Origin of the sequence: Kitasatospora albolonga, from assembly GCA_002082585.1 — a bacterium.
Taxonomy (GTDB): domain Bacteria; phylum Actinomycetota; class Actinomycetes; order Streptomycetales; family Streptomycetaceae; genus Streptomyces; species Streptomyces stephensoniae.
In genome coordinates, this window is record CP020563.1 from 3,369,475 (window position 1) to 3,391,003 (window position 21,529).

Here is a 21,529-nt window from a genome sequence, read left to right on the forward strand (position 1 = left end):
GAGGAGCCACCCGTGGAGTTCGACGTCACCATCGAGATCCCGAAGGGTTCGCGGAACAAGTACGAGGTGGACCACGAGACCGGTCGGATCCGTCTGGACCGTCGGCTCTTCACCTCGACCAGCTACCCCGCGGACTACGGATTCGTCGAGAACACCCTCGGCGAGGACGGCGACCCGCTGGACGCGCTCGTCATCCTGGACGAGCCGACCTTCCCCGGTTGCCTCATCAAGTGCCGCGCCATCGGCATGTTCCGGATGACGGACGAGGCCGGCGGCGACGACAAGCTGCTGTGCGTCCCGGCGTCGGACCCGCGCGTGGAGCACCTGCGCGACATCCACCACGTGTCGGAGTTCGACCGCCTGGAGATCCAGCACTTCTTCGAGGTCTACAAGGACCTGGAGCCGGGCAAGTCCGTCGAGGGCGCCGACTGGGTCGGCCGCGCCGAGGCGGAGGCCGAGATCGAAGCCTCGTACAAGCGTCTCGAGGCCCAGGGCGGCAAGCACTGACGTCCCTCTTCCGGTTCCGTTTGTGAGCCGGACGGCCGTACGGGAACGGGCGGCACACCTTCGCGGGTGTGCCGCCCGTCGTGCTGTGCGCCCCCGCTCGTCATGCGGCGGTCATGTCCGTGGCCATACTGGGCAGACGTGCGCCCGGAAGAGCAGCCGAGGAGGAGCGAGGTCGAGTGGTGGCGGAATCGGGCGGTCAGGAGGACCAGAAGCCCCAGTCCGACGAGGCACGGAGCGCTTTCGCCCCGCCTGCCGGGACCATGCAGCCGGTGTCGCCGCCCGAGGAGGACCATCCGACGTCGGAGTTCGCGCTGCCGGCCGGGGTGCACCAGGAGGCGGGCGGTTCCGGGGGTTCCGGCGGCGGTTCGACGGGCGGCCCGAACTCGGACACGCTGAGTTCCGCTTTCACCCCGCCGAGCACGTACAACGCCCAGCAGTCGCCACCCGCCTTCACCCCGGCGCAGGGCATTCCGATGGTCAGGCTGACCAAGGAGGCGCCCTGGCAGGACCGGATGCGCACGATGCTCCGGATGCCGGTGACCGAGCGCCCGGCCCCGGAGTCCGTCCAGCGCACCGACGACGACACGGGCCCCGCCGTGCCCCGTGTGCTCGACCTGACGCTGCGTATCGGGGAGCTGCTGCTCGCGGGCGGTGAGGGCGCCGAGGACGTCGAGGCGGCGATGTTCGCGGTGACGCGTTCGTACGGTCTCGACCGCAGCGAGCCGACGGTCACGTTCACGCTGCTGTCCATCTCGCACCAGCCCTCGCTGGTCGACGACCCGGTGACGGCGAGCCGTACCGTACGCCGCCGGGGCACCGACTACACCCGGCTGGCGGCGGTTTTCCGGCTGGTCGACGACATCACCAGCGAGGACACCGAGGTCTCCCTGGAGGAGGCGTACCGGCGGCTGGCGGAGATCCGCAGGAACCGGCACCCGTATCCGGGCTGGGTGCTGACGGCCGCCGCCGGGCTGCTGGCCGGTTCGGCCTCCGTGCTGGTCGGCGGCGGGGTGCTGGTCTTCCTCGTGGCGGCGGCGGGCGCGATGCTCGGCGACCGGCTGGCGTGGCTGTGCGCCGGGCGCGGGCTGCCGGAGTTCTACCAGTTCACGGTGGCCGCGATGCCGCCCGCCGCGCTGGGGGTGGCGCTGACGCTGTCCCATTCGACGGACATCCGCCCCTCCGCGGTGATCACCGGTGGGCTGTTCGCGCTGCTGCCGGGGCGGGCGCTGGTGGCGGGTGTGCAGGACGGGCTGACCGGCTACTACATCACCGCCTCCGCCCGGCTCCTGGAAGTCATGTACTTCTTCATCGGGATCGTGGCGGGCGTGCTGATCGTCCTCTACCTGGGCGTCCAGCTGGGGGCCCAGCTCAACCCCGAGGCGCAGTTCGTGCCCAACGACCGGCCGGTGCTCCAGATCCTGGCGTCGATGGGGCTGAGCCTGGCCTTCGCGGTCCTGCTCCAGCAGGAGCGGTCCACCGTGCTGGCGGTCACCCTGAACGGCGGGGTGGCCTGGGTCATCTTCGCGGCGATGGCCCGGACCGGGGGCATCTCGCCGGTCGCGGCGACGGCGGTGGCGGCCGGTCTGGTGGGCCTGTTCGGCCAGCTGTTCTCGCGCTACCGGTTCACCTCCTCGCTGCCGTACATCACGGCGGCGATCGGGCCGCTGCTGCCCGGTTCGGCGACGTACTTCGGTCTGCTGGGCGTGGCGCAGAACGATGTCACCCGGGGGCTGACCTCGCTGTCGACGGCGGTCGCGACGGCGCTGGCCATCGCGATCGGGGTGAACCTGGGGAGCGAGATCTCACGGCTGTTCATGGGGGCGCCGGGGGCGGTCGGCGGGCGTCGGCGGGCGGCGAAGCGGACGCGGGGGTTCTGAGACCGGGCCCGTACGTTCCCGTACGCGCGGAAAAGCCCCTCCCGGCTGCGGGGAGGGGCTTTTCCGGTGCGCTCGCGTCCGTACGCGTACGTATTACGTGTACGGGAAAGGGGTCAGCGCTTGGCGTGGCGGCCGCGGCCGGTGGCCGGGGGGGCCGGGGGCGCCGTGCCGTCGGGGTTGTCCCGCGCCGCGGCGGCGGCCTTCTTGTTCTGGCTCCGGGCCTTCAGGACCTCGACCACGATCGGCATCACGGAGAGCAGAACGATCAGGATGAGGATCTTCTCGATGTGCTCGTGCACGAAGGCGATCTTGCCGAGCATCGCGCCGAGCACGGTGACGCCCACGCCCCAGAGCAGCGCGCCCACGATGTTGTAGATCACGAACAGGCGGTAGTTCATCCGGCTGACGCCCGCGATGATCGGCGTGAAGGTGCGCACGATGGGCACGAACCGCGCCAGGACCAGCGACTTCGGCCCGTGCTTCTCGAAGAAGATGTGGGCCTTCTCCACGTTCTCCTGCTTGAAGAGACGGGAGTCGGGGCGCTTGAAGAGGGAGGGGCCGACCTTGCGGCCGAAGAGGTAGCCCACCTGGTCGCCGACGATCGCGGCGATGGCGATGAGGGTGCAGACGAGCCAGAGCGGGTACTTCAGCTGTCCTGTGGTGATCAGCAGCCCTGTGGTGAACAGCAGGGAGTCGCCGGGCAGGAAGAAGCCGATCAGGAGTCCGGACTCGGCGAAGACGATGAGAAGAAGGCCGGGGAGGCCGAACGTGTTGAGCAGATAGTCCGGGTCCAGCCAGCTCGGGCCGAGCGCAAGCGTATTCAAGGGTCCGGGCTCCAGGATGATGTGTGCGATGGGGCTGCGTAGCAACCCAAGCTACCAACGCCCGGTGAACGCCCTTGGTTCCAGTGGCGCACAGCGGGAATGCGCATCCTGCGGAACGGGACGAGGCTGGCCACAGGAGGTGCCACAAACATGGGCATTGAGGAATTCGGCGGCGGCCAGACCGCCCAGGCGGACGTGCTGGTCGTCACCACCAATGACGTACCGGGCTACGAGGTGACGCAAGTCATCGGCGAGGTCTTCGGGCTGACCGTGCGGTCGCGCCACCTCGGCAGCCAGATCGGCGCCGGACTGAAGTCGATGATCGGCGGCGAGCTGAAGGGGCTGACCAAGACCCTGGTGGAGACCCGCAACCAGGCGATGGAACGGCTCGTGGAGCAGGCCAGGGTGCGGGGCGCCAACGCGGTCCTGATGATGCGGTTCGACGTCACGGAGGCGGCGGACGTCGGCACGGAGGTCTGCGCGTACGGGACGGCGGCGGTGATCCGGAAGGTGTGACACGGCACCATCCGGACCACCGACAGGGCGTTATGCCCGATTCATGAACCTTGCGAATCTATGGTGGCCGGGTGGCTGCCCCCGAACCCCCCGCGCCCCCGTCCCCCGCTCCCCAGCACCCCGCCTCCACTCCGGCCCGTCGGCTCCTGCCGCTCGTGCTGCCCGCGATCGTCGTCGGTGTGGTCTGCGCGCTGATCCTGCTCGGGGTCAGCCTCCTGGCCGAGCGGCTTCAGGACGTGCTCTGGGAGACCCTGCCCGACGCGCTCGGCGTCGGCGGGTTCTCCTCGCTCTGGATGATCGTCATGCTCACCGCGACCGGTCTCGCGGTGGGCCTGGTCCTGCGGGCCGTCCCCGGGCACGGCGGGCCCGACCCGGCCACCACCGGGCTGGTGGACGCCCCGATGCGGCCGGGCACCGTCCCCGGGCTGCTCCTGGTGACCGTGCTCGCGCTGGCGGGCGGGGTGAGCCTCGGGCCGGAGAACCCGATCACCGCCGCCAACATCGCGCTCGCCTTCTGGCTCGGCCGGCGGGCGGCCCCCGGCGCACCGGCCGAGCTGTGGGTGGCGCTCGCCGCCGCCGGGACGATCGGGGCCCTGTTCGGCACGCCGATCGCCGCCGCGCTGATCCTCTCCGAGACGCTGGCCTCGCAGCCGGGCCCCGGGGCGTTCTGGGACCGGCTGTTCGCCCCGCTCGCGGCCGGTACGGCGGGGGCGCTGACCATGTCGTTGATCGCGGAACCCAGCTTCGACCTCTCGCTCCCCGCCTACTCGGGCCCGCACTGGGGCGACCTCCTCGCCGCCCTGCTGATCGCCTCGGCGGGCGCGCTGCTCGGCCTGCTGGCGGTGTACGCGTTCCCGTGGGTGCACCGGGCCTTTCGCGCCCTGCGCCACCCCGTGCTCGCGCTGACGCTCGGCGGGCTGGTGCTGGGGCTGCTCGGGGCGCTGGGCGGCCATCTGACCCTCTTCAAGGGGCTGGAGGAGGTCAAGGAGATCGCCGGGGACCCGGACGGGTGGTCGGCCGGGGAGTTCGCGGTGATGGCGGTGGTGAAGACGGCCGCGCTGGTGGTGGCGGCCACCTGCGGCTTCCGGGGCGGGCGGATCTTCCCGGCGGTCTTCGCGGGGGTGGCGCTCGGGCTCTGCGCCCACGCCCTGGTCGGGGCCGTACCGGCGGCGCTCGCCGTCTCCTGCGCGGTGCTGGGCGTCCTGCTCGCCGTGACCCGGCAGGGGTGGGTGAGCCTGTTCACGGCGGCGGTGCTGGTCAGCGACGCGTCCGTACTGCCGCTGCTGTGCGCGGCCGTCCTGCCCGCCTGGCTGCTGGTGACCGGACGGCCCCAGATGCAGCTGGACGGGGACGGCAAGGCGCTGCGGTGAGGCGGAGCCACTTCCGTACGCGTACGGAAGTGGCTCCGCCCGACGCGCCGGACGCCACGAACATCCGTATCGTCGCCTTCGTACCGGTAGGCACCTTTTCGCCCTGCTGCTGATGCTGTCCCGACGGAGGTTCCCGCATGTCCACGCCCGTCAACGTCGCCGTCATCTACTACTCGTCCACCGGCACGGTCGCCACGATCGCCAAGGCCATCGCCGAGGACGCGGAGCGGGCCGGGGCGCGGGTGCGGCTGCGCAAGGCGGCCGAGCTCGCCCCGCAGGCGGCCATCGACTCCAACCCGGCGTGGGCCGCCAACGCGAAGGCGACCGCTTCCATCCCCGAGGTGTCGCCTGACGACATGGTCTGGGCGGACGCGGTGATCTTCGGTTCGCCGACCCGGTACGGGAACGTCACCGCGCAGCTCAAGCAGTTCATCGACACCCTCGGCGGGCTCTGGCAGTCCGGGCAGCTGGCCGACAAGGTCTACAGCGGCTTCACCGCCAGCTCCACCGCCCACGGCGGCCAGGAGTCCACGCTGCTCGCGCTCTACAACACGATCCACCACTTCGGCGGCATCCTCGTCGCCCCCGGGTACACCGACCCCTCGAAGTTCGTCGACGGCAACCCGTACGGCACCTCGCATGTGTCCGGGCAGGGCGACATCCCGGTCAGCGAGGTGACGCTGACCGCCGCCCGGGTGCAGGCCGAACGCGTCGTGAAGGTCACCCGCGCCCTCAAGGCCGGGCTCGCCGCCGAGAGCTGAGAAACCGAAGCCGAGGAAGCAGTCGAGGAAGAGGACTCCGCCATGCCGCTCCACCGAGGCGCCCACCCGCAGCGGGACGAACACTCCGAGGAGCGGCTCCGGCTCGCCCTCAACCCCTTCTACGGCGAGGCCGATCCGACGGGGGCAATGAACACCGCGCCGCCCCGGCACAAGCTCCCCGACGGGCCGCTGCCGCCGCTGACGGCGTACCGGCTGGTCCATGACGAGCTGATGCTCGACGGCAACTCCCGGCTCAACCTGGCCACTTTCGTCACCACCTGGATGGAGCCGCAGGCCGGGGTGCTGATGGGCGAGTGCCAGGACAAGAACATGATCGACAAGGACGAGTACCCGCGCACCGCCGAACTGGAGCGGCGGTGCGTGGCGATGCTCGCCGACCTGTGGCACGCGCCCGATCCGGCGACGGCCGTGGGGTGTTCGACCACCGGGTCGAGCGAGGCGTGCATGCTGGCCGGGCTCGCCCTGAAGCGCCGCTGGGCCAAGCGGAACGCGGACCGCTATCCGGCGACCGCCCGGCCCAATCTGGTGATGGGCGTCAACGTGCAGGTCTGCTGGGAGAAGTTCTGCAACTTCTGGGAGGTGGAGGCCCGGCAGGTCCCGATGGACGGCGAGCGCTTCCATCTCGACCCGCAGGCCGCCGCCGAGCTCTGCGACGAGAACACCATCGGGGTCGTCGGCATCCTCGGCTCCACCTTCGACGGTTCCTACGAGCCCATCGCCGACCTCTGCGCGGCCCTGGACGCCCTCCAGGAACGCACCGGCCTCGACATCCCCGTCCATGTCGACGGGGCCTCGGGCGCCATGGTGGCCCCCTTCCTCGACCCGGACCTGACATGGGACTTCCGGCTGCCGAGGGTGTCGTCGATCAACACCTCGGGCCACAAGTACGGGCTGGTGTACCCGGGGGTCGGCTGGGCCCTGTGGCGTACGTCGGACGAGCTGCCGGAGGAGCTGGTCTTCCGGGTCAACTACCTGGGCGGCGACATGCCGACCTTCGCGCTGAACTTCTCCCGGCCCGGGGCGCAGGTGGTGGCGCAGTACTACACGTTCCTGCGCCTGGGACGTGACGGCTACCGGGCGGTCCAGCAGTCCGCCCGGGACGTGGCGCGCGGGCTGTCCCGGTCGGTGGAGGAGCTCGGGGACTTCCGGCTCCTCACCCGGGGCGACGAGCTGCCGGTCTTCGCCTTCACGACGAACCCGGACGTCCACGCGTACGACGTGTTCGACGTCTCCCGCCGACTGCGGGAGCACGGGTGGCTGGTCCCGGCCTACACCTTCCCCGCCAACCGGCAGGACCTGTCGGTGCTGCGGGTGGTGTGCCGCAACGGGTTCTCCTCCGACCTGGCCGCCCTGCTGATCGAGGACCTGAAGCTGCTGCTCCCCGAACTGCGCGCGCAGAAACATCCGTTGAGCCATGACCGGGCGGTCCGGACGGCCTTCCACCACTGAGGGCCGTCAGCCGAGGGCGAGGGCGACGTCCTTGTCGGCACAGAGGCGGCGTCCTTGTCGGCACAGAACCGCAGGACGGACGGTGACCGGCTGACCGACGTCTTCGACGCGCCGCCGCAGGACGGGGTCGCCGCCGTCGCCCCCCTTTGCTTTCCCGACGCCCCGATGCCCCGACGCCCCGGCTCTCCCTGCCCGGTGACAGAAAATCCGAAGCCGGGACGTGGCGCCCGTCGGCTGCTGTAGGTTCCTGCCCATGTCCACGAAAAAGGTCATGGAGAACCCCGAGTCGCGCTTCTCCGCGCTCCTGGCTGCCGCGGCACGACTTCCGGGCGCGCGTATCGACCGGGAAGCGTACCTCCGAAAAGCGCTGTCCCGCCATTGCTCCGAGGCGGAAATCCGAAGGGCGATCGAGGAGAGCCCGGCGGCGGCGGGAATTCCGGCCGAGATCCTGGACCGGGCGGCCGGGGAATCCATCAACTACGAGACCGCCAAGGCCAGCGCCCTCTCCGCTGCCGCCGGGATACCCGGCGTCCTCGCCCTCCCCGCCACCATACCCGCCGATATGGCCCAGTACTTCGGCCATATGCTGCGGATCGCCCAGAAGCTCGCCTACCTCTACAGCTGGCCCGACCTGTTCGCCGACGACACCGACCTCGATGACGCGACCAAGAGCGTTCTCACGCTCTTCATCGGCGTGATGTTCGGTACCCAATCGGCGAACAACGCGGTCGGGAAAGTCGCGACGATGATGTCGAAAGAGGTCGCCAAAAAGCTTCCGCAGAAGGCTCTCACCAAGGGTGTCGTCTACCCCATAGTGAAAAAGGTCGCAGGATATCTCGGCGCGGAGATGACCAAGCAGACCTTCGCGAAATCCGTTTCCAAGGCCATCCCCGTCGTCGGAGCCGTCGTTTCCGGCGGGCTCACTTTCGCGACCTACCGCCCCATGGCGAAAAGGCTGAAGAAACACCTCTCCGGCCTGGAGCTGGCGAAGCCCGCGCCCTGCGTGGTGGTCGGAGAAGTCATCGACGTCCACGACTCCCCGATCCCCGCACCGGGCCGGGCCGGGCCGGGCTGCACGACAGCGCCTAGCGGTCGAGGCGGGCGAACTTCCGTACCGCCAGCGGAAAGAACACCGCGATGATCGCCACCGGCCAGAGCACGGCGAGGAGTTGGGCGTGCTCGGCTGCCCAGGAGCCGGTGGCGCCTCCCGGGTTGCCGAACAACTCCCGTACGGCGGTGGCCGTCGCCGACATCGGGTTCCACTCGACCACCGCGCCCAGCCAGCCCGGCATCGACGCCGGGGTGGCGAACACGTTGGAGAGGAACGCGACCGGCCAGACCAGGATCTGGACCGCCTGCACCAGCTCGGGCCGGCCCGCCACCATGGCCAGGTGGATGCCGACCCAGAGCATCGCGAACCGGAGCAGGAGCAGCAGCCCCACCGCCGCCAGCGCCGCGGCCGCCCCGTTGTGCCAGCGCCAGCCGACCGCGTACCCGACCCCGGCCATCACCGCGAGCGCCGCCGCCGACTGGAGCATGTCCGCGGCGCTGCGGCCGACCAGGACCGCGCCCGGGGCCATCGGCATGGAGCGGAACCGGTCGATGACGCCCTTGCCGAGGTCCTGGGTGACCGCGAGCATCGTGCTCTCCAGGCCGAAGGCCATGGTCAGCGCGAGCATCCCGGGGACCAGGTACTCGGTGGGGTCGCCGTCGACGCCCCGGCCGCCGCCGACCAGGTACGTGAACATCAGCAGCAGCATCACCGGGAAGACCAGCCCGACGAGCACCTCCACGGGCTGCCGGGCCCAGTGCGCCAGTTCGCGGCGGGTCATCGTCCAGGAGTCGGCCAGCGCCCAGCGGAGCCGGCCGCCGCCCTGCCCGGTGGACGTGGTGGACGTGGTGGACGTGGTCGCGTCCACGCTGTCGCCGTAAGCCGTCGTCGTCTTCGTACTCATGCCGCCGCCGCCCTCTCGCGTACCGCCTGTTCACCGGCGGGCCGCCCCGTCAGGGACAGGAACACCTCGTCCAGCGTCGGGCGGCGCACCGCGATGTCCTCGGCCTCGATGCCCGCCTCCTGGAGCGCCCGGACCGTCCGGGTCAGGGCCGCCATCCGGTCCGGCGCGGGGGCGCTGATCAGCCGACGGTCCGGGTCAAGCGCGGGGTCCTCGGCGTCCAGCAGCGCCGCCGCCTCCGCCAGCCGGGCCGCCTCGCGCAGGACGACGTCGATCCGGTCGCCGCCGACGAGCGCCTTGAGCTGGTCGGAGGTGCCCTCGGCGGCGGCCTTCCCCTCGTCGATCAGGGAGATCCGGTCGGCCAGCTGGTCCGCCTCCTCCAGATACTGCGTGGTCAGCAGGACGGTGGTGCCGCCGCCGACCAGGGACCGTACGGCGTCCCAGACCTCGGCCCGGCCGCGCGGGTCCAGGCCGGTGGTGGGCTCGTCCAGGAAGAGGACGGCCGGTTCGGTGATCAGCGAGGCGGCCAGGTCGAGCCGTCGGCGCATCCCGCCGCTGTACTGCTTGACCGCCTTGCGCCCGGTGTCCGCGAGCCCGAACCGCTCCAGAAGCTCGTCGGCCCGGCGGCCCGCCCGGCGTGCGCCCAGGTGGTACAGCCGCCCGAACATCTCCAGGTTCTGCCGCCCCCCGAGCTGTTCGTCCACCGCCGCGTGCTGCCCGAGCAGCCCGATCCTGCGGCGTACGCCGGAGGCCCGGTCGCGGACGTCGAGCCCGGCCACCGTCACCCGGCCCGCGTCGGGGCGCAGCAGCGTCGACATGATCCGTACGGCGGTGGTCTTGCCCGCCCCGTTGGGGCCGAGCACCGCGTGGACGGTGCCCGCGCCGACCGTGAGGTCCAGCCCGTCGAGGGCGCGTTTCTCCCCGTACCTCTTGTGCACACCGTCCAGGACGATCGCCTCGGTCACGAATCCCGCCACCCTTCTGTAGTCAAACTTGACTAGCGACTGGAAGGTCTCGAAGGTAAGGCAGGTTCCGCCATTAGTCAAACTTGATTAGTCGTGATCCCCGGGGTCCGGGACACCCGTCGCGTACGGGTTCTCCTCGCCCTCGCCGAGCACGCCGACGAACGGCTCGCCCTCGCCCGCGAAGGTGTACGCGCCGCCCTCGATGCGCTCGACCAGCCCCCGGGTCCACTCCGCCCCCGAGTCGGCCGAGTGCACCCACAGGTTCATGATCTCGCCGATGTGGCCGAGGGATTCGGGGCCCTCCTCGGGGGTGTAGTACTCGGTGACCGAGTCCCGCCACTCCCTGATGCCCTCGATCCGCTCCTTGAGCAGCGCGACCGCCTCTTCACGGGGCAGGTCGACGATGAAGCCGATCGCCGCCGAGAGGACGTCCAGGTTCTGGTCGTAGGAGCGGATCGCGTCCCGCAGCAGGGTGCGGTACTCCGCGAGCCCCTCCTCCGTGACCTCGTACTCGGTGCGCGGCGGGCCGCCGACCGTGGAGGGGGCCGTCTCGTGCGCGTGCAGCAGCCCCTGCTTCGCCATCTGCTTCAGGGCGTGGTAGATCGACCCGGGCTTGGCGTTGGACCACTCGTGCGCGCCCCAGTACTCCAGGTCGTTGCGGACCTGGTAGCCGTGCGCGCGGCCGTGCATGCGCACGGCACCGAGGACCAGCAGCCGGATCGCGGACATGGCACCCATCTTCCTACTCAATCCCGACCAGGGTAGCCCGCCCGGTTGCGGACGGCCGGACGGTGTGCCCCGCCGCGTACGGCCATGGCCAGCACCGCCGCCACCAGGCATCCCGCGGCCAGCGCGACCCACACCACGTCGTACGTACCGAAGAGGTCCCGGGCCGTGGCGCCGAGGAAGGCCGAGGCGCCCGCGCCCAGTTGGTGGGCGGCGTTGACCCAGCCGAAGACGATGGGGCCGTCCTCCCCGTAGGCGCGGTGGCAGAGCTCGATGACCGGCGGCACGGTCGCCACGTCCACGAGCCCGTAGACGAACACGAAGAGGAGCATCGGGGGCGTGACGGCGGCGGAGAACACCAGGGGCAGCGCGAGCAGGGTGAGCGCCCGGACCGCGAAGCAGACGGTCAGCAGGCGGCGCGGGTCGAAGCGGTCGGTGAGCCAGCCGGAGAGGACGGCGCCGAGGGCGGAGAAGACGCCGATCAGGGAGAGCAGCGAGGCCGCCGAGGTGACCCGCATCCCGTGATCGTGCGCGGCGGGCGCCCAGTTGGACCACATGATGCCGTTGGTCGAGGCACCGCAGATCACGAACATCCCGGCCAGCAGCCAGAACGGACCGGTGCGCAGGGCGGCGGCCAGCACCTTCAGCGTACGGGCCGCGGCCCCGGCTGCCGGTGGCGGCTTGGGCACGAACTCCCTTGCCCCGTACGGCTTTACGCCGATATCGGCCGGGTGGTCGCGCAGCGCCAGGAACACCAGAGCGGCCACGGCGAGCGCCACCAGCGCCAGGGTCACCACCGGGGGCCGCCAGCCGTGGCGCTCCACGGCCCCGGCGAGCAGCGGCAGGAAGAGCAGCTGGCCCAGATGGCTGGAGGAGCTGAGCGCCCCGGTGACCAGGCCCCGGCGGCGGTCGAACCAGCGGGCGGTGACCCCGGCCGCGAACGTCATGGTGAGGCAGCCGCTGCCGAGGCCGATCAACACGCCCCAGTACGCCACCAGTTGCCACGGCCGGGTCATGAAGGCGGTGAGCACGGCACCCGCCGAGACGAGCAGCAGCGCCCCTGCGACCACCCGGCGGATGCCGACGCGGTCCATCAGGGCCGCCGCGAAGGGGGGCGGTGAGACCGAAGAGGACCATGTTGACGGAGGCGGCCAGCGCGATCTGCCCCCGGTCCCAGCCGTGCTCCTCGCGCAGGGGCGTCACCAGCAGGCCGGGCACGGTGGTGAAGGCCCCGGCGGTGACGATGGCCGCGCCCGCGACGGCGGCGACCACCCAGGCGCGGTGGAAGCGGGGGCCCGGGGAGGAGGGTGGGACGGGCGGGGTGGGCGAGGCGGACGAGGTGGACGGGGTGGGCTGTGCGGGGGTCGAAGGGGCCATGGAACCAGCCTGGCGACCACGGCCCCCTCCGCTGCGAGTGTCCAGATGGACCAGGTGCGCAAGAATATGGCCATGACTCCTGCCCTCACCCACCCCGTCTTCACCCACCCGGGGCGGCACCGGATCGCCGTCCTCGCCCGCCCGGTCCTCCTCCCCATCGAGCTGGGCATCGTCCACCAGCTCTTCGGCCAGGCGAGAGCGGGCGCGTCGGCGGACGGGGAGCCGCTGTACGAGGTCGCCACCTGCGGGCTGCGGGCGGGTGACGTACGGACGGACGGAGACTTCGCGGTCACGGTCCGGCACGGGCCCGAGGCGCTGGCCGAGGCCGACACGGTCATCGTGCTGTCGTCGTACGAGGACTACGTCCAGGACACCCCGGAACTCCCGGCCCCCCTCGCCGAGGCGTTCGCCCTGATCCGGCCCGGCACCCGCATGGCCTCGATCTGCACGGGCGCCTTCGTGCTGGCCTCCGCCGGGCTGCTCGACGGGCACACCGCGACCACGCACTGGCGGTACACGGACCTCTTCGCCCGGCTGTTCCCACGGGTCGAGCTGGACCCGGACGTGCTCTACACCGACGGGGGCAGCGTCCTGACCTCGGCGGGGTGCGCCTCCGGGATCGACCTGTGCCTGCACATGATCCGCCGCGACCACGGCACGGCCGTGGCGAACGACGTGGCCCGGCGGACCGTCGTACCGCCGCACCGCGAGGGCGGGCAGGTGCAGTACATCCGGCGGCCCGTGCCCGCCCCGTCGGCCCCGGCCACCTCGGCCGCCCGCGAGTGGGCGCTGCGGCGGCTCAAGGAGCCCATCACACTGGGGCAGTTGGCGGCGCGGGAGGCGATGAGCGTACGCAACTTCAACCGGCGCTTCCGCGACGAGGTCGGCACGACCCCGATGAACTGGCTGAACCAGCAACGCATCGAACTGGCCCGGGAGTTGCTGGAGGAGTCCGATCTGCCGGTCGACCAGGTGGCCGAGCAGGCCGGACTCGGCTCGGCGGCCAACCTGCGCCAGCACTTCCACGCGGCGCTCGGCACCTCGCCGAGCGCGTACCGTGCGACGTTCCGTGGACCGGCGAAGTAAGCTTCGACTTACTGTTCTTGACGATGTATCAGAACGGGAAGACCGAGCGCCCGTGCTGGATCGACATCCACTTCTGCGTGGTGAACGCCTCCACGACCGCCTCGCCGTTCAGCCGCCCCACCCCGGACGTCTTCTCGCCTCCGAACGCCACCAGCGGATCGTCCTGGACGGTGGAGTCGTTGACGTGGAACATCCCGCTGACGATCCGCTGCGCGAACCGCACCCCGTGCTCCACATCGGCCGTGTGCACGGCGCCGCTGAGCCCGTAGGGGCTGTCGTTGACCATCCGTACGGCGTCGTCCTCGCCGTCGAACGTCATCAGCAGGGCCACCGGGCCGAGGATCTCCTGCGTCAGGAGCGGGGAGTCCTCGGGGAGGTCCGTCAGGACGGTCGGCTCCACGACGTTGCCGCGGGTCCGGCCCCGTACGAGCGCCGTGGCACCCTCCGCGAGCGCGCGGTCGACCAGGGCGGTGAGGGCGTCGGCCTGGAAGGCGTTGACGACGGGGCCGATCCGGGTCTCCGGGTCCCGGGGGTCCCCCGACTTCAGGGCGGCCACCTCGGCGGTGAAGCGCTCGGTGAACTCCGCGGCCACCGAGCGGTCCACCAGGATGCGGTTGGCCGCCATGCTGACCTGGCCCTGGTAGAGGAAGCGGCTGAAGACCGCCGCCCGGACCGCGTGGTCGAGGTCGGCGTCCGCCAGGACCACCAGGGCGCTGTTGCCGCTCAGTTCGAGGATGGTCCGCTTGAAGAACCCGGCCGCCGTCGCGGCTATGTGGCGGCCGACCCGGTCGGAGCCGCTGAACGAGATCACCTTGGGCACGGGGTGCTCGATGAACGTGTCACCGATCTCGGCGCTGTCGGTGATCAGGACGTTGAGCAGCCCGGCCGGCAGCCCGGCGTCCTCGAATATCTTCGCGATCAGTCCGCCGCCCACGACGGGGGCGCTCTGGTGGGGCTTCACGACGACGGCGTTGCCGAGCGCGAGCGCGGGGGCGACCGACTTCATGGTCACCAGGAAGGGGAAGTTGAAGGCGCTGATCACGCCGATGACGCCGACGGGGAGCCGGTAGAGGCGGTTCTCCCGGCCGTCGGACACGGCGGGCAGCAGACGGCCCGTGGGCCGCAGCGACTGCCGGACCGCCTCGCGCAGGACCTCGATCGCGCCGCGCACCTCGTACTCCGCGCGCGGCCGGGTGCCGCCCAGCTCGTCGATGACCGCTTCGACGATCTCCTCGGTGCGCTCCCCGGTGATGCGCAGGGCCCGCTCCAGGACGGCCCGGCGCTCGTAGGGGTTGGTGGCCGCCCACTCCCGCTGCGCCCGCTCGGCGGCCCGGTACGCCTGGTCGACCTCCAGCGCGGTGGCGACGGTGACGGCGGCGAGTTTCTCGCCGTTGTAGGGATTGAAATCGATGATGTCCCATGAGCCGCTGCCAGTGCGCCACTCGCCGTCGATGTACTGGTGGGCCAGTTCATGGAAGAAGGACATGCAATCCCTTACTGCAGGCGTTCGCAGACTCCTGATATGACGTCATGGTACTGATTAATCACGTCAGTTGGAGGAGTCCGCGCAGGAGATCCCGGCTCTCCTCCGGGCCGGGGCTGTCCTTCCGCAGGCACCCCATGGCCTTTTCGTACTGCGCGACTTCCTCGGGCTTGTCCAGATAGAGCGCACTTGTCAGCTGCTCCAAATAGACAATGTCCGACAGATCGGATTCCGGGAAACGGAGCATCGTGAACGAACCGCTCTCGCCCGCATGCCCTCCGTAACTGAAGGGCATCACCTGGAGGGTGATGTTCGGCTGCTCCGACATGTCGATCAGATGCCGCAATTGCGCGCGCATCACCTCGCGTTCACCGTAGGGACGGCGCAGGGCCGCCTCGTCGAGAACGGCGTGGAAGACCGGGGCCCGTTCGGACACGAGCACCTTCTGACGCTCCAGGCGCAGCGCGACCCGGCGGTCGATGTCGGCGGCGGAGGCCCCGTGCATTCCGCGCGAGACCACGGCATGGGCGTACGCCTCGGTCTGCAACAGACCGTGCACGAACTGGACTTCATAGATACGGATGAGGGAGGCCGCTCCCTCCAGACCCACATAGGTCTGGAACCAGCCGGGCAGCACATTGCCGTAACTGTGCCACCAGCCCGCCACATTGGCCTCGCGCGCCAGGCCGAGGAGCGCGTCGCGCTCGGCCTCGTCCGCGACACCGTAGAGCGTGAGCAGATCCTCGACGTCCCTGGCCTTGAAGCTCACCCGTCCCAACTCCATGCGGCTGATCTTCGATTCGGAGGCCCGGATGGAGTAGCCGGCCGCCTCACGGGTGATACCGCGCGACTCCCGCAGCCTTCTGAGCTGAGAGCCCAGCAGGATGCGCCGCACCACCGATCCACTCGACTCGCCTGCCGACACTGGCCTGACCCTCCCCATCGCCTACCGGGCACTCGGGGCGCCCCCGAACCTCGAACCCCGAACTCCGGATTCTGCCACCAAAACGCTTCAGCCCGTACTCATTCGGTTACGGAAATGGGAAGACGTCCGGAAAGCTCCGAAACTGCCCGGCAGAAGAAATACCCCTTAATCACCACGGTATCGGGCAGTTCCGGCGCGTGCACGTGCATCTGCCCTTGCATCTGCTCTGCGCATTGGGAAGCATGACCCCTGCGCACCTGCGTGCTCGTGTTGTGTCGCTGTACCCCCCGCAGTACCGCTTACAGGCAGTGCCGCTACAGCCGCGAATCCCGGGAGTGCCTCGTATGGGGACGAATGGATCGACGATGCTCGAGCCGTTACGGCAGGGGCTTCCCCCGACCGACCCCTCAGGGGTCGCCGGCTCGGCCTCCTGCGCTCTGCCCGCCCGCTACGAAGCGGTCGGCGGAGCACGGCAGTTCACCAGGTCCACCCTGGAACGGTGGGAGCTGAGCGACCGTTTCGACGATGTCGCCCTGGTGGTGTCCGAGCTCGTCACCAATGCCCTGCGCCACGCGCTGCCGACCGACCCGCCCCGGGAGTTCCAGGACCCGCCGGTGCGGCTGCATCTGATGCGGTGGAGCTCACGGCTGGTCTGCGCGGTGCGCGACCCCAGCCGGGAGAGCCCGGTGGCGGGCGAGGCGGCGGACTCCGCCGAGTCGGGGCGCGGTCTGTTCCTGGTGGAGTGCGTCAGCGACAGCTGGGGCTGGCACCCCTCCCCCGCTCCGGCCGGGATGTTCCCGTCAACACCCCTGTACGGCAAGGTGGTCTGGGCCCTTTTCCGGCTCTCGGACTGCGCGAAGAACGGGTGAACCGGGGCTGCGGGTGGCCGGGTGAGCCCTGCGGTGAGGGCCCCGGTCGCCGCTGTGCGGTCGGCCGGAATCAGCCTCCGGTCGCCAGGTGGTCGAACTCGCCGTCCTTGACACCGAGCAGCAGCGCCTCGATCTCCGCCGGTGTATAGACGAGCGCCGGCCCGTCGGGGTGGCGCGAGTTGCGCATCGCCACATCTCCTCCGGGCAGTTTCGCGAACTCCACGCACGATCCCTGGGAGTTGCTGTGCCTGCTCTTCTGCCAGACGACTCCGCGAAGCTCTGTGGCCGCCATGCCGTTGTACACGTGGTGCACAGGACGCTCCCCGAGTTGCAAGGTGCAAGTGTCAACTAGATCGGATCATAGCTCTGTTCATATGCCGATGCATGAGCAGATGCACGTGCACGCGGGGTGTTCCTTCGATTACAGGATTTCCGCTCCCGCCGGGACGGTCTCCCCGCCCTTCCGGAAACCCCCGGGAAACCTTCCGGAGTAGAGACGAACGGCACGCCTATTTCGCTCCCGCTCACCGGAGTTGACCGTACGGAGCTTGGTAACGTGACGCGGTCATTCGACCGAGAACAGCAAAAGGGGAACTCCACGTGACCAGGTTCGTACGCACCGGTGGTGTCGTGGTCGCCGCGCTGGCCGCCTCGCTGGCCCTGACCGCCTGCGGCAGTGACGACGACGCGGGCAAGGGCGCGGGCCCGGACGCCGGGTCGAGCGCGACGCCCGGCGACGGGGGCGGGGACGGGGAACCGGCGGGCGGCGGCGCGGACGCCGCGGCGCTGGAGGGCACCTGGGTGGGGCTGACGGACGGCAAGAACGTCACCGTCTCCATCACCGCGCGCAAGGTCGTCGTCGTCGCCGAACAGGCCGTCTGCCACGGCGATGTGAAGGACATGGGCGAGGTCATGCTCGCGGTGAAGTGCCCCGGCGGGGCGGCCGACCGCACGATGGGCGCGATCGAGTCCAACGACGGCAAGAAGCTGGTCGTCTCCTGGGACGGCGGGACCAAGGACACGCTCTCCAAGGCCGACCCCGGCAACCTGCCGTCGGGCATGCCCACGCTGCCGGAACTGCCGGAGCTCCCGGAGATCCCTGAAGTACCGGAGATCCCTGAGGTGCCGAAGATCCCCGAGGTGCCGTCGGCCTCGTGAGCCGACGTACGGTGCGCGGGCTCGGTTCCCGGGGAAGGCGCTGCTCACCCCGCGCGGGGCTCAGTTCTCCGCGAGGGTGCTGCTCACGCGGGTGGAGCCGCCGCGCTCGTCCAAGGCGCGGGTGAACTCCTCCAGCGCCTCCAGGAGCAGCGCCGCGCCCCGGCGCACCACCGGATCGCCGACCGGCGTGGTGCCGTCCTCCGACGGTGTCGGCACATCCCAGTGGGCGACCGCGTCCACCACCGGCTGCCAGTCGGGCAGCCGACGCTCCCGTACCGCCTTGGCGCCCTTCTCCGTGGCCCGGCGCAACGCCTCGGCCAGCTGTGCGGCCCCCGGCACCGGGTCCGCCGAGGCGGGCGGGAGGTGGGCCTCCAGGACCATCGCGGACCGGCCGAGCTGGGCCAGGGCGTGCTGGGCGTCGGTGGCGGCGGCCCGGGAGATGCCCCGGTGGCGTACGGGTTCGTGCTGGGCGGTCGCCAGCGCCTCCTGCCAGGCGACCCTGGCCTCCCGGGTGGCGATCAGGGCGTCCCGTACCTCCTCCAGGTCGCGGTGGGCGGGGGCCGCGTACTGGTCGACCACCGTCGCCGCGTACCGCCCGTCCGCCACCAGCCACTCCGCCAGCCGGTTGCGCAGCCGCGGGGTCTCCCAGGCCGGGTAGAGGGCGTACGCGATCATCGCGAGGAGCCCGCCGACCAGGGTGAGCACGATGCGTTCGGTGACCGTCTGGGACCAGTCGTCGCCCGCCATGCCGAGCAGGAAGACGACGTAGGCGGTGACGCAGACCTGGCTGACCGCGTACCCGGTCCGCATCAGCAGGTACATCAGCCCGGCGCAGACCACCGACAGGAGCGCGGAGAGCCGGGCGTCGGGGTGGGCGGTCTGCACGATCGCGGTGGCGAGCCCGATGCCGACCAGGGTGCCGCCGAACCGGGCCACGGAGCGGCCGTACGTCTGTGAGAACTCCGGGCGCATCACCATGACGGCGGTCATCGGCGCCCAGTAGCCGTGCCCGAGGGGCATCGCCTCACCGACGAAATACCCGCACACCGCGACCACCGCGACCCGGATCGCGTGGCGCAGGATCGGGGAGCCGTGGTGCAGCTCTCGGCGCATCGCCTTGATGACGACCGGCACCAGCCGGAGCAGGGTGGGGCGGTGGCGGGTGTCCGGGGCGAGGTGTTCGGGGACCCCGCTGTCGGTGCCGGTGCCCTCCGCGATCTCCAGGACGTCGTCGAGCAGGGCGGCGAGCCGGTCGGCGGCGCGGAGGGCGGGGCCGACGAGGATCACGTCGTTGTCGGGGGTCTTCAGGACGCCGAGGTCGGTGGCGGAGAGGTGGACGGGTTCGCCGTGGCGGACGGCCCGCGCGGCGGCGTCGAGCACGGACCCCGCCGCGCCCAGCAGCTCGTTCACCCAGGCCCGCTCCAGGCCCTCGGCGGGTACGCCCATCGCCGGGTCGGCCAGCGAGGCGAGGACCGGACGCAGGCGTTCCGCGATGCCCCGGGCGCCGTGGAGCTCGGCGGGGCGGCGGCGGGCCTGGCGCGGGGTGACGGCGGCGGCGCTGCGGGCGGTCATCAGGGGCAGCGGGTCGAAGGGGGCGACCGGGTCGTGGCGCAGCCGCCGGGCGTAGTCGGCCTCGGCGGCCAGTGCGTCGGCGAGCGCGTCGCGCTGGGCGCCCCATCTCCGTACCGGGAACAGGACGATCAGCGCCGCCTGGACCACCCCGCCGACCAGGATCATCCCCGCGTGGGCGGCCGCGTCCACGACGGAGGTGGGCAGGGTGATCGTGACCAGCATGATTGCGACGTTGGACGAGGCGATGATCCCGCCCGTCGGCCCCGCCGCCCAGGCCAGACCGGCGAGGAAGGTCCAGGCGCCGAGCAGGCAGAGGAAGAGCACGGGGTGCGAGGCGGAGACGTAACCGACGAACGTCGACACGGCGAGGCTGGCGCCGGAGACGAGGGCGAGCACCGGGCGCGGGCGCCAGCTGCGCTGGAAGGTGGCGATGGCCGCCTGGAAGGCGCCGAACGCCGAGCTCGCCGCGATCTCCGGCCCGAAGAGGACGAGGCTCGTCCCGACGACGAGGGCGAGACCGGCCGCCCCGCGGAAGGCGATGAGCGGTTCGAGTCGCTGCCGCTCGATCTCCAGCCCCGAGCGGGCGGTCTCCTTCAGCGCCCGGAGCCAGCTCATGGGCCGAGCCTAGCCCCCCAACGCGTACAAGTCGGACTTACGCCATGATTTCGCCGTCGCGTTCCCGGGGCGTCCGGCCGCGCGCGGAGCCCATGCGGGCCCGGTCGGCGGCCTCGGTGCCGTGGTTCCAGCCATCCAGGTCGGTGGCGCCCCGGACCCGGGTGGTGGTGGTCCGGGGGAACATCCGCTCGGTGGTCTCGGTGACGGCGAGATCCCGGGCGGCGAGGACGGGGAGCAGGCCGGTGGTGGCGGTGACGCTCTCCGGGTCCGCCCCGGTGGCCGTGGCGGTGTCCGCGTCGGCCTCCGCCGTGGCCCGTTCGGCGCTGTCCGCGAGCCGGGAGCCGAGCCGCTGCGCGTACGCCATCAGGAACGACTGCCGGAAGGTCTTGGTCCGCTTACGGCCCGAGGCCCGCTGCCCGGCCTCCGCCCGGGTCATCGCCGCCGTCCCCTGCACCAGCAGCGAGGTGAACAGCAGCTCGACGGCGTCCAGGTCCGGTTCGAAGCCGATGACCGTGCTGAAGCCGAGGTCCCCGTTCCAGACGGCCTGGCAGCGGTTGGCGGAGGCCACGGCGTCGAGCAGGATCGCCTTCGCGCTCTCGTACGGGGGTTCCACCCCGATCCGGCAGGCCCCGGGCGTCTCGGTGCTCCGGGTACGGGCGGCGACGACGGCCCCGTCGATGCTGTGCCGGGCCATCAGCTCCTGGGCCTTGCTCGTCAGCGCCTCGGCCTCCTCCGGGAAGCCGGTGGCCTCCGCCTTCGCCAGCAGCGCCCGGATACGGGTGAGCATCCGGGGCTCGTCGGGGGCGGGCGCCCGGTGGAGCCGGTCGGCGGCGGTGCCGGGGACCGGCCCGACGGGCTCGATCGCGGGGAGCCGCAGCAGCAGCCGGTACAGCTCCAGGAGATCGGAGGCGTACGAGAAACGGTCGGGCTTGTTGCGCGGTACGGGTACGGCCCCGGGCAGCCCGGCGAGCTGGGCGCGCCAGCGGGGCGGCAGCTCGGCGTACCGGGCGGTCTCGGCGGCGATCAGCGTGCCCGCCAGCGCCGCCCGCCGCTCATCGAGCTCCAGCCGGACGAACCGGACCAGATCGGCGGGGTGCCAGCCCCTCCCCCAGGCCCGGGTCACGAACTCCTCGCCGCGCCGGTGCAGGGCATCGTCCGCGTCGGGCGCGGCGGCGAGCAGGGAGGCCCCGGTGTCCAGAGCCGCGTCACCCTCCGCGTAGAGCGCCGCCGCGCATGCCTGATCGATCACCGGTTCCATCCGACCAGGGTAGGCGGGGCGCAACGGCGGCTGTACGGGGCGGCGACCGGGCGGGGCAGGTGTGGGGGGGGGGGGAGCCGTGGGGCCCGGTGGGCGCGGGGCGACGCGGCCGTGTGGGCGCGGAGGGCTGTGCGGGGCGACCCTGGCGGGACAGCCGGGCGAGGCAGCTGTGCGGGCCCGGAGGGCGCGGGGGCGCGGGGCGTGGCCTCGGCTCAGCC

Annotated in this window: 18 protein-coding genes and 2 pseudogenes; 10 read left to right on the forward strand and 10 right to left on the reverse strand. The window is 71.4% G+C overall.

Going from position 1 to position 21,529, the window contains the following annotated elements:
- The first annotated feature begins 12 nt into the window (after positions 1-12).
- Together B7C62_14575 and B7C62_14580 are read left to right on the forward strand one after the other, a co-directional pair.
- Positions 13-507: an inorganic pyrophosphatase gene (locus tag B7C62_14575; GenBank protein ID ARF73358.1), complete on the forward strand. Its 495-nt coding sequence runs from the start codon at positions 13-15 to the stop codon at positions 505-507.
- Positions 508-683: 176 nt separating this feature from the next.
- The gene (locus tag B7C62_14580) at positions 684-2,384 is read left to right on the forward strand and encodes a hypothetical protein (GenBank protein ARF73359.1); all 1,701 of its coding nucleotides are present in this window, start codon (positions 684-686) and stop codon (positions 2,382-2,384) included.
- A 113-nt stretch (positions 2,385-2,497) separates the two neighbouring features.
- On the opposite strand, the gene B7C62_14585 is transcribed toward B7C62_14580, so the two are convergent.
- Positions 2,498-3,208 (reverse strand): hypothetical protein, encoded by a 711-nt coding sequence (locus B7C62_14585; GenBank protein ARF73360.1) that lies wholly within the window; start codon positions 3,206-3,208, stop codon positions 2,498-2,500.
- A 150-nt stretch (positions 3,209-3,358) separates the two neighbouring features.
- Between B7C62_14585 and B7C62_14590 the strand changes: the two genes are divergently transcribed.
- The 5 genes and pseudogenes from B7C62_14590 (at position 3,359) to B7C62_14610 (ending at position 8,410) form a co-directional block, all read left to right on the forward strand.
- Complete coding sequence (locus tag B7C62_14590) at positions 3,359-3,724, forward strand: hypothetical protein (GenBank protein ID ARF73361.1); 366 nt, start codon at positions 3,359-3,361, stop codon at positions 3,722-3,724.
- A gap of 71 nt (positions 3,725-3,795) precedes the next feature.
- Positions 3,796-5,094 (forward strand): ion channel protein, encoded by a 1,299-nt coding sequence (locus B7C62_14595; GenBank protein ID ARF73362.1) that lies wholly within the window; start codon positions 3,796-3,798, stop codon positions 5,092-5,094.
- A 137-nt stretch (positions 5,095-5,231) separates the two neighbouring features.
- Positions 5,232-5,855, forward strand: a complete 624-nt coding sequence (locus B7C62_14600; GenBank protein ARF73363.1) for an NAD(P)H:quinone oxidoreductase, type IV — start codon at positions 5,232-5,234, stop codon at positions 5,853-5,855.
- A 42-nt stretch (positions 5,856-5,897) separates the two neighbouring features.
- Positions 5,898-7,325, forward strand: coding sequence for a glutamate decarboxylase (locus tag B7C62_14605; GenBank protein ID ARF73364.1), 1,428 nt, complete (start codon positions 5,898-5,900; stop codon positions 7,323-7,325).
- A 253-nt stretch (positions 7,326-7,578) separates the two neighbouring features.
- Positions 7,579-8,410 (forward strand): annotated as a pseudogene (locus B7C62_14610) (hypothetical protein).
- Here the strand turns inward: B7C62_14610 and B7C62_14615 are convergent.
- The 4 genes and pseudogenes from B7C62_14615 to B7C62_14630 form a co-directional block, all read right to left on the reverse strand.
- Positions 8,411-9,244 carry a multidrug ABC transporter permease gene (locus tag B7C62_14615; protein ARF77165.1) on the reverse strand — a complete coding sequence of 278 codons (834 nt, stop codon included), beginning with the start codon at positions 9,242-9,244 and terminating at the stop codon, positions 8,411-8,413.
- A gap of 32 nt (positions 9,245-9,276) precedes the next feature.
- The gene (locus B7C62_14620) at positions 9,277-10,242 is read right to left on the reverse strand and encodes a daunorubicin/doxorubicin resistance ABC transporter ATP-binding protein DrrA (protein ID ARF73365.1); all 966 of its coding nucleotides are present in this window, start codon (positions 10,240-10,242) and stop codon (positions 9,277-9,279) included.
- Positions 10,243-10,329: 87 nt separating this feature from the next.
- Entirely contained in the window at positions 10,330-10,971 is a 642-nt protein-coding gene (locus B7C62_14625; GenBank protein ARF73366.1) for a transcriptional regulator, read from the reverse strand.
- A gap of 17 nt (positions 10,972-10,988) precedes the next feature.
- Positions 10,989-12,240: pseudogene (locus B7C62_14630) on the reverse strand (MFS transporter).
- Between the two features lie 150 nt (positions 12,241-12,390).
- Between B7C62_14630 and B7C62_14635 the strand changes: the two are divergent.
- Positions 12,391-13,431, forward strand: a complete 1,041-nt coding sequence (locus B7C62_14635) for an AraC family transcriptional regulator (GenBank protein ID ARF73367.1) — start codon at positions 12,391-12,393, stop codon at positions 13,429-13,431.
- A 28-nt stretch (positions 13,432-13,459) separates the two neighbouring features.
- Here B7C62_14635 and B7C62_14640 read toward each other — a convergent pair whose 3' ends face one another.
- Positions 13,460-14,917, reverse strand: coding sequence for an aldehyde dehydrogenase (locus B7C62_14640; GenBank protein ARF73368.1), 1,458 nt, complete (start codon positions 14,915-14,917; stop codon positions 13,460-13,462).
- A gap of 58 nt (positions 14,918-14,975) precedes the next feature.
- Positions 14,976-15,839 carry a transcriptional regulator gene (locus B7C62_14645; GenBank protein ID ARF73369.1) on the reverse strand — a complete coding sequence of 288 codons (864 nt, stop codon included), beginning with the start codon at positions 15,837-15,839 and terminating at the stop codon, positions 14,976-14,978.
- Positions 15,840-16,204: 365 nt separating this feature from the next.
- Here B7C62_14645 and B7C62_14650 point away from each other — a divergent pair, with 365 nt between their 5' ends.
- A complete protein-coding gene (locus B7C62_14650; GenBank protein ID ARF73370.1) occupies positions 16,205-16,708 on the forward strand; it encodes an ATP-binding protein in 504 nt (167 codons plus the stop codon).
- A gap of 70 nt (positions 16,709-16,778) precedes the next feature.
- Here B7C62_14650 and B7C62_14655 read toward each other — a convergent pair whose 3' ends face one another.
- Entirely contained in the window at positions 16,779-17,021 is a 243-nt protein-coding gene (locus B7C62_14655; GenBank protein ARF73371.1) for a DUF397 domain-containing protein, read from the reverse strand.
- A 287-nt stretch (positions 17,022-17,308) separates the two neighbouring features.
- Here B7C62_14655 and B7C62_14660 point away from each other — a divergent pair, with 287 nt between their 5' ends.
- Positions 17,309-17,866, forward strand: a complete 558-nt coding sequence (locus B7C62_14660) for a hypothetical protein (protein ID ARF73372.1) — start codon at positions 17,309-17,311, stop codon at positions 17,864-17,866.
- A gap of 60 nt (positions 17,867-17,926) precedes the next feature.
- Here B7C62_14660 and B7C62_14665 read toward each other — a convergent pair whose 3' ends face one another.
- Both B7C62_14665 and B7C62_14670 read right to left on the reverse strand, forming a co-directional pair.
- Complete coding sequence (locus tag B7C62_14665; GenBank protein ID ARF73373.1) at positions 17,927-20,053, reverse strand: hypothetical protein; 2,127 nt, start codon at positions 20,051-20,053, stop codon at positions 17,927-17,929.
- Positions 20,054-20,090: 37 nt separating this feature from the next.
- Positions 20,091-21,311 carry an aromatic acid decarboxylase gene (locus B7C62_14670; GenBank protein ID ARF73374.1) on the reverse strand — a complete coding sequence of 407 codons (1,221 nt, stop codon included), beginning with the start codon at positions 21,309-21,311 and terminating at the stop codon, positions 20,091-20,093.
- Positions 21,312-21,529: the final 218 nt, after the last annotated feature.

Coding starts and splice junctions, on each gene's coding strand:
- B7C62_14590 (ARF73361.1), top strand. CDS start 3,359: ATGGGCATTGAGGAATTCGGCGGCGGCCAGACCGCCCAGGCGGACGTG.
- B7C62_14600 (ARF73363.1), top strand. CDS start 5,232: ATGTCCACGCCCGTCAACGTCGCCGTCATCTACTACTCGTCCACCGGC.
- B7C62_14605 (ARF73364.1), top strand. CDS start 5,898: ATGCCGCTCCACCGAGGCGCCCACCCGCAGCGGGACGAACACTCCGAG.
- B7C62_14625 (ARF73366.1), bottom strand. CDS start 10,971: ATGTCCGCGATCCGGCTGCTGGTCCTCGGTGCCGTGCGCATGCACGGC.
- B7C62_14635 (ARF73367.1), top strand. CDS start 12,391: ATGGACCAGGTGCGCAAGAATATGGCCATGACTCCTGCCCTCACCCAC.
- B7C62_14640 (ARF73368.1), bottom strand. CDS start 14,917: ATGTCCTTCTTCCATGAACTGGCCCACCAGTACATCGACGGCGAGTGG.
- B7C62_14650 (ARF73370.1), top strand. CDS start 16,205: ATGCTCGAGCCGTTACGGCAGGGGCTTCCCCCGACCGACCCCTCAGGG.
- B7C62_14665 (ARF73373.1), bottom strand. CDS start 20,053: ATGAGCTGGCTCCGGGCGCTGAAGGAGACCGCCCGCTCGGGGCTGGAG.
- B7C62_14670 (ARF73374.1), bottom strand. CDS start 21,311: ATGGAACCGGTGATCGATCAGGCATGCGCGGCGGCGCTCTACGCGGAG.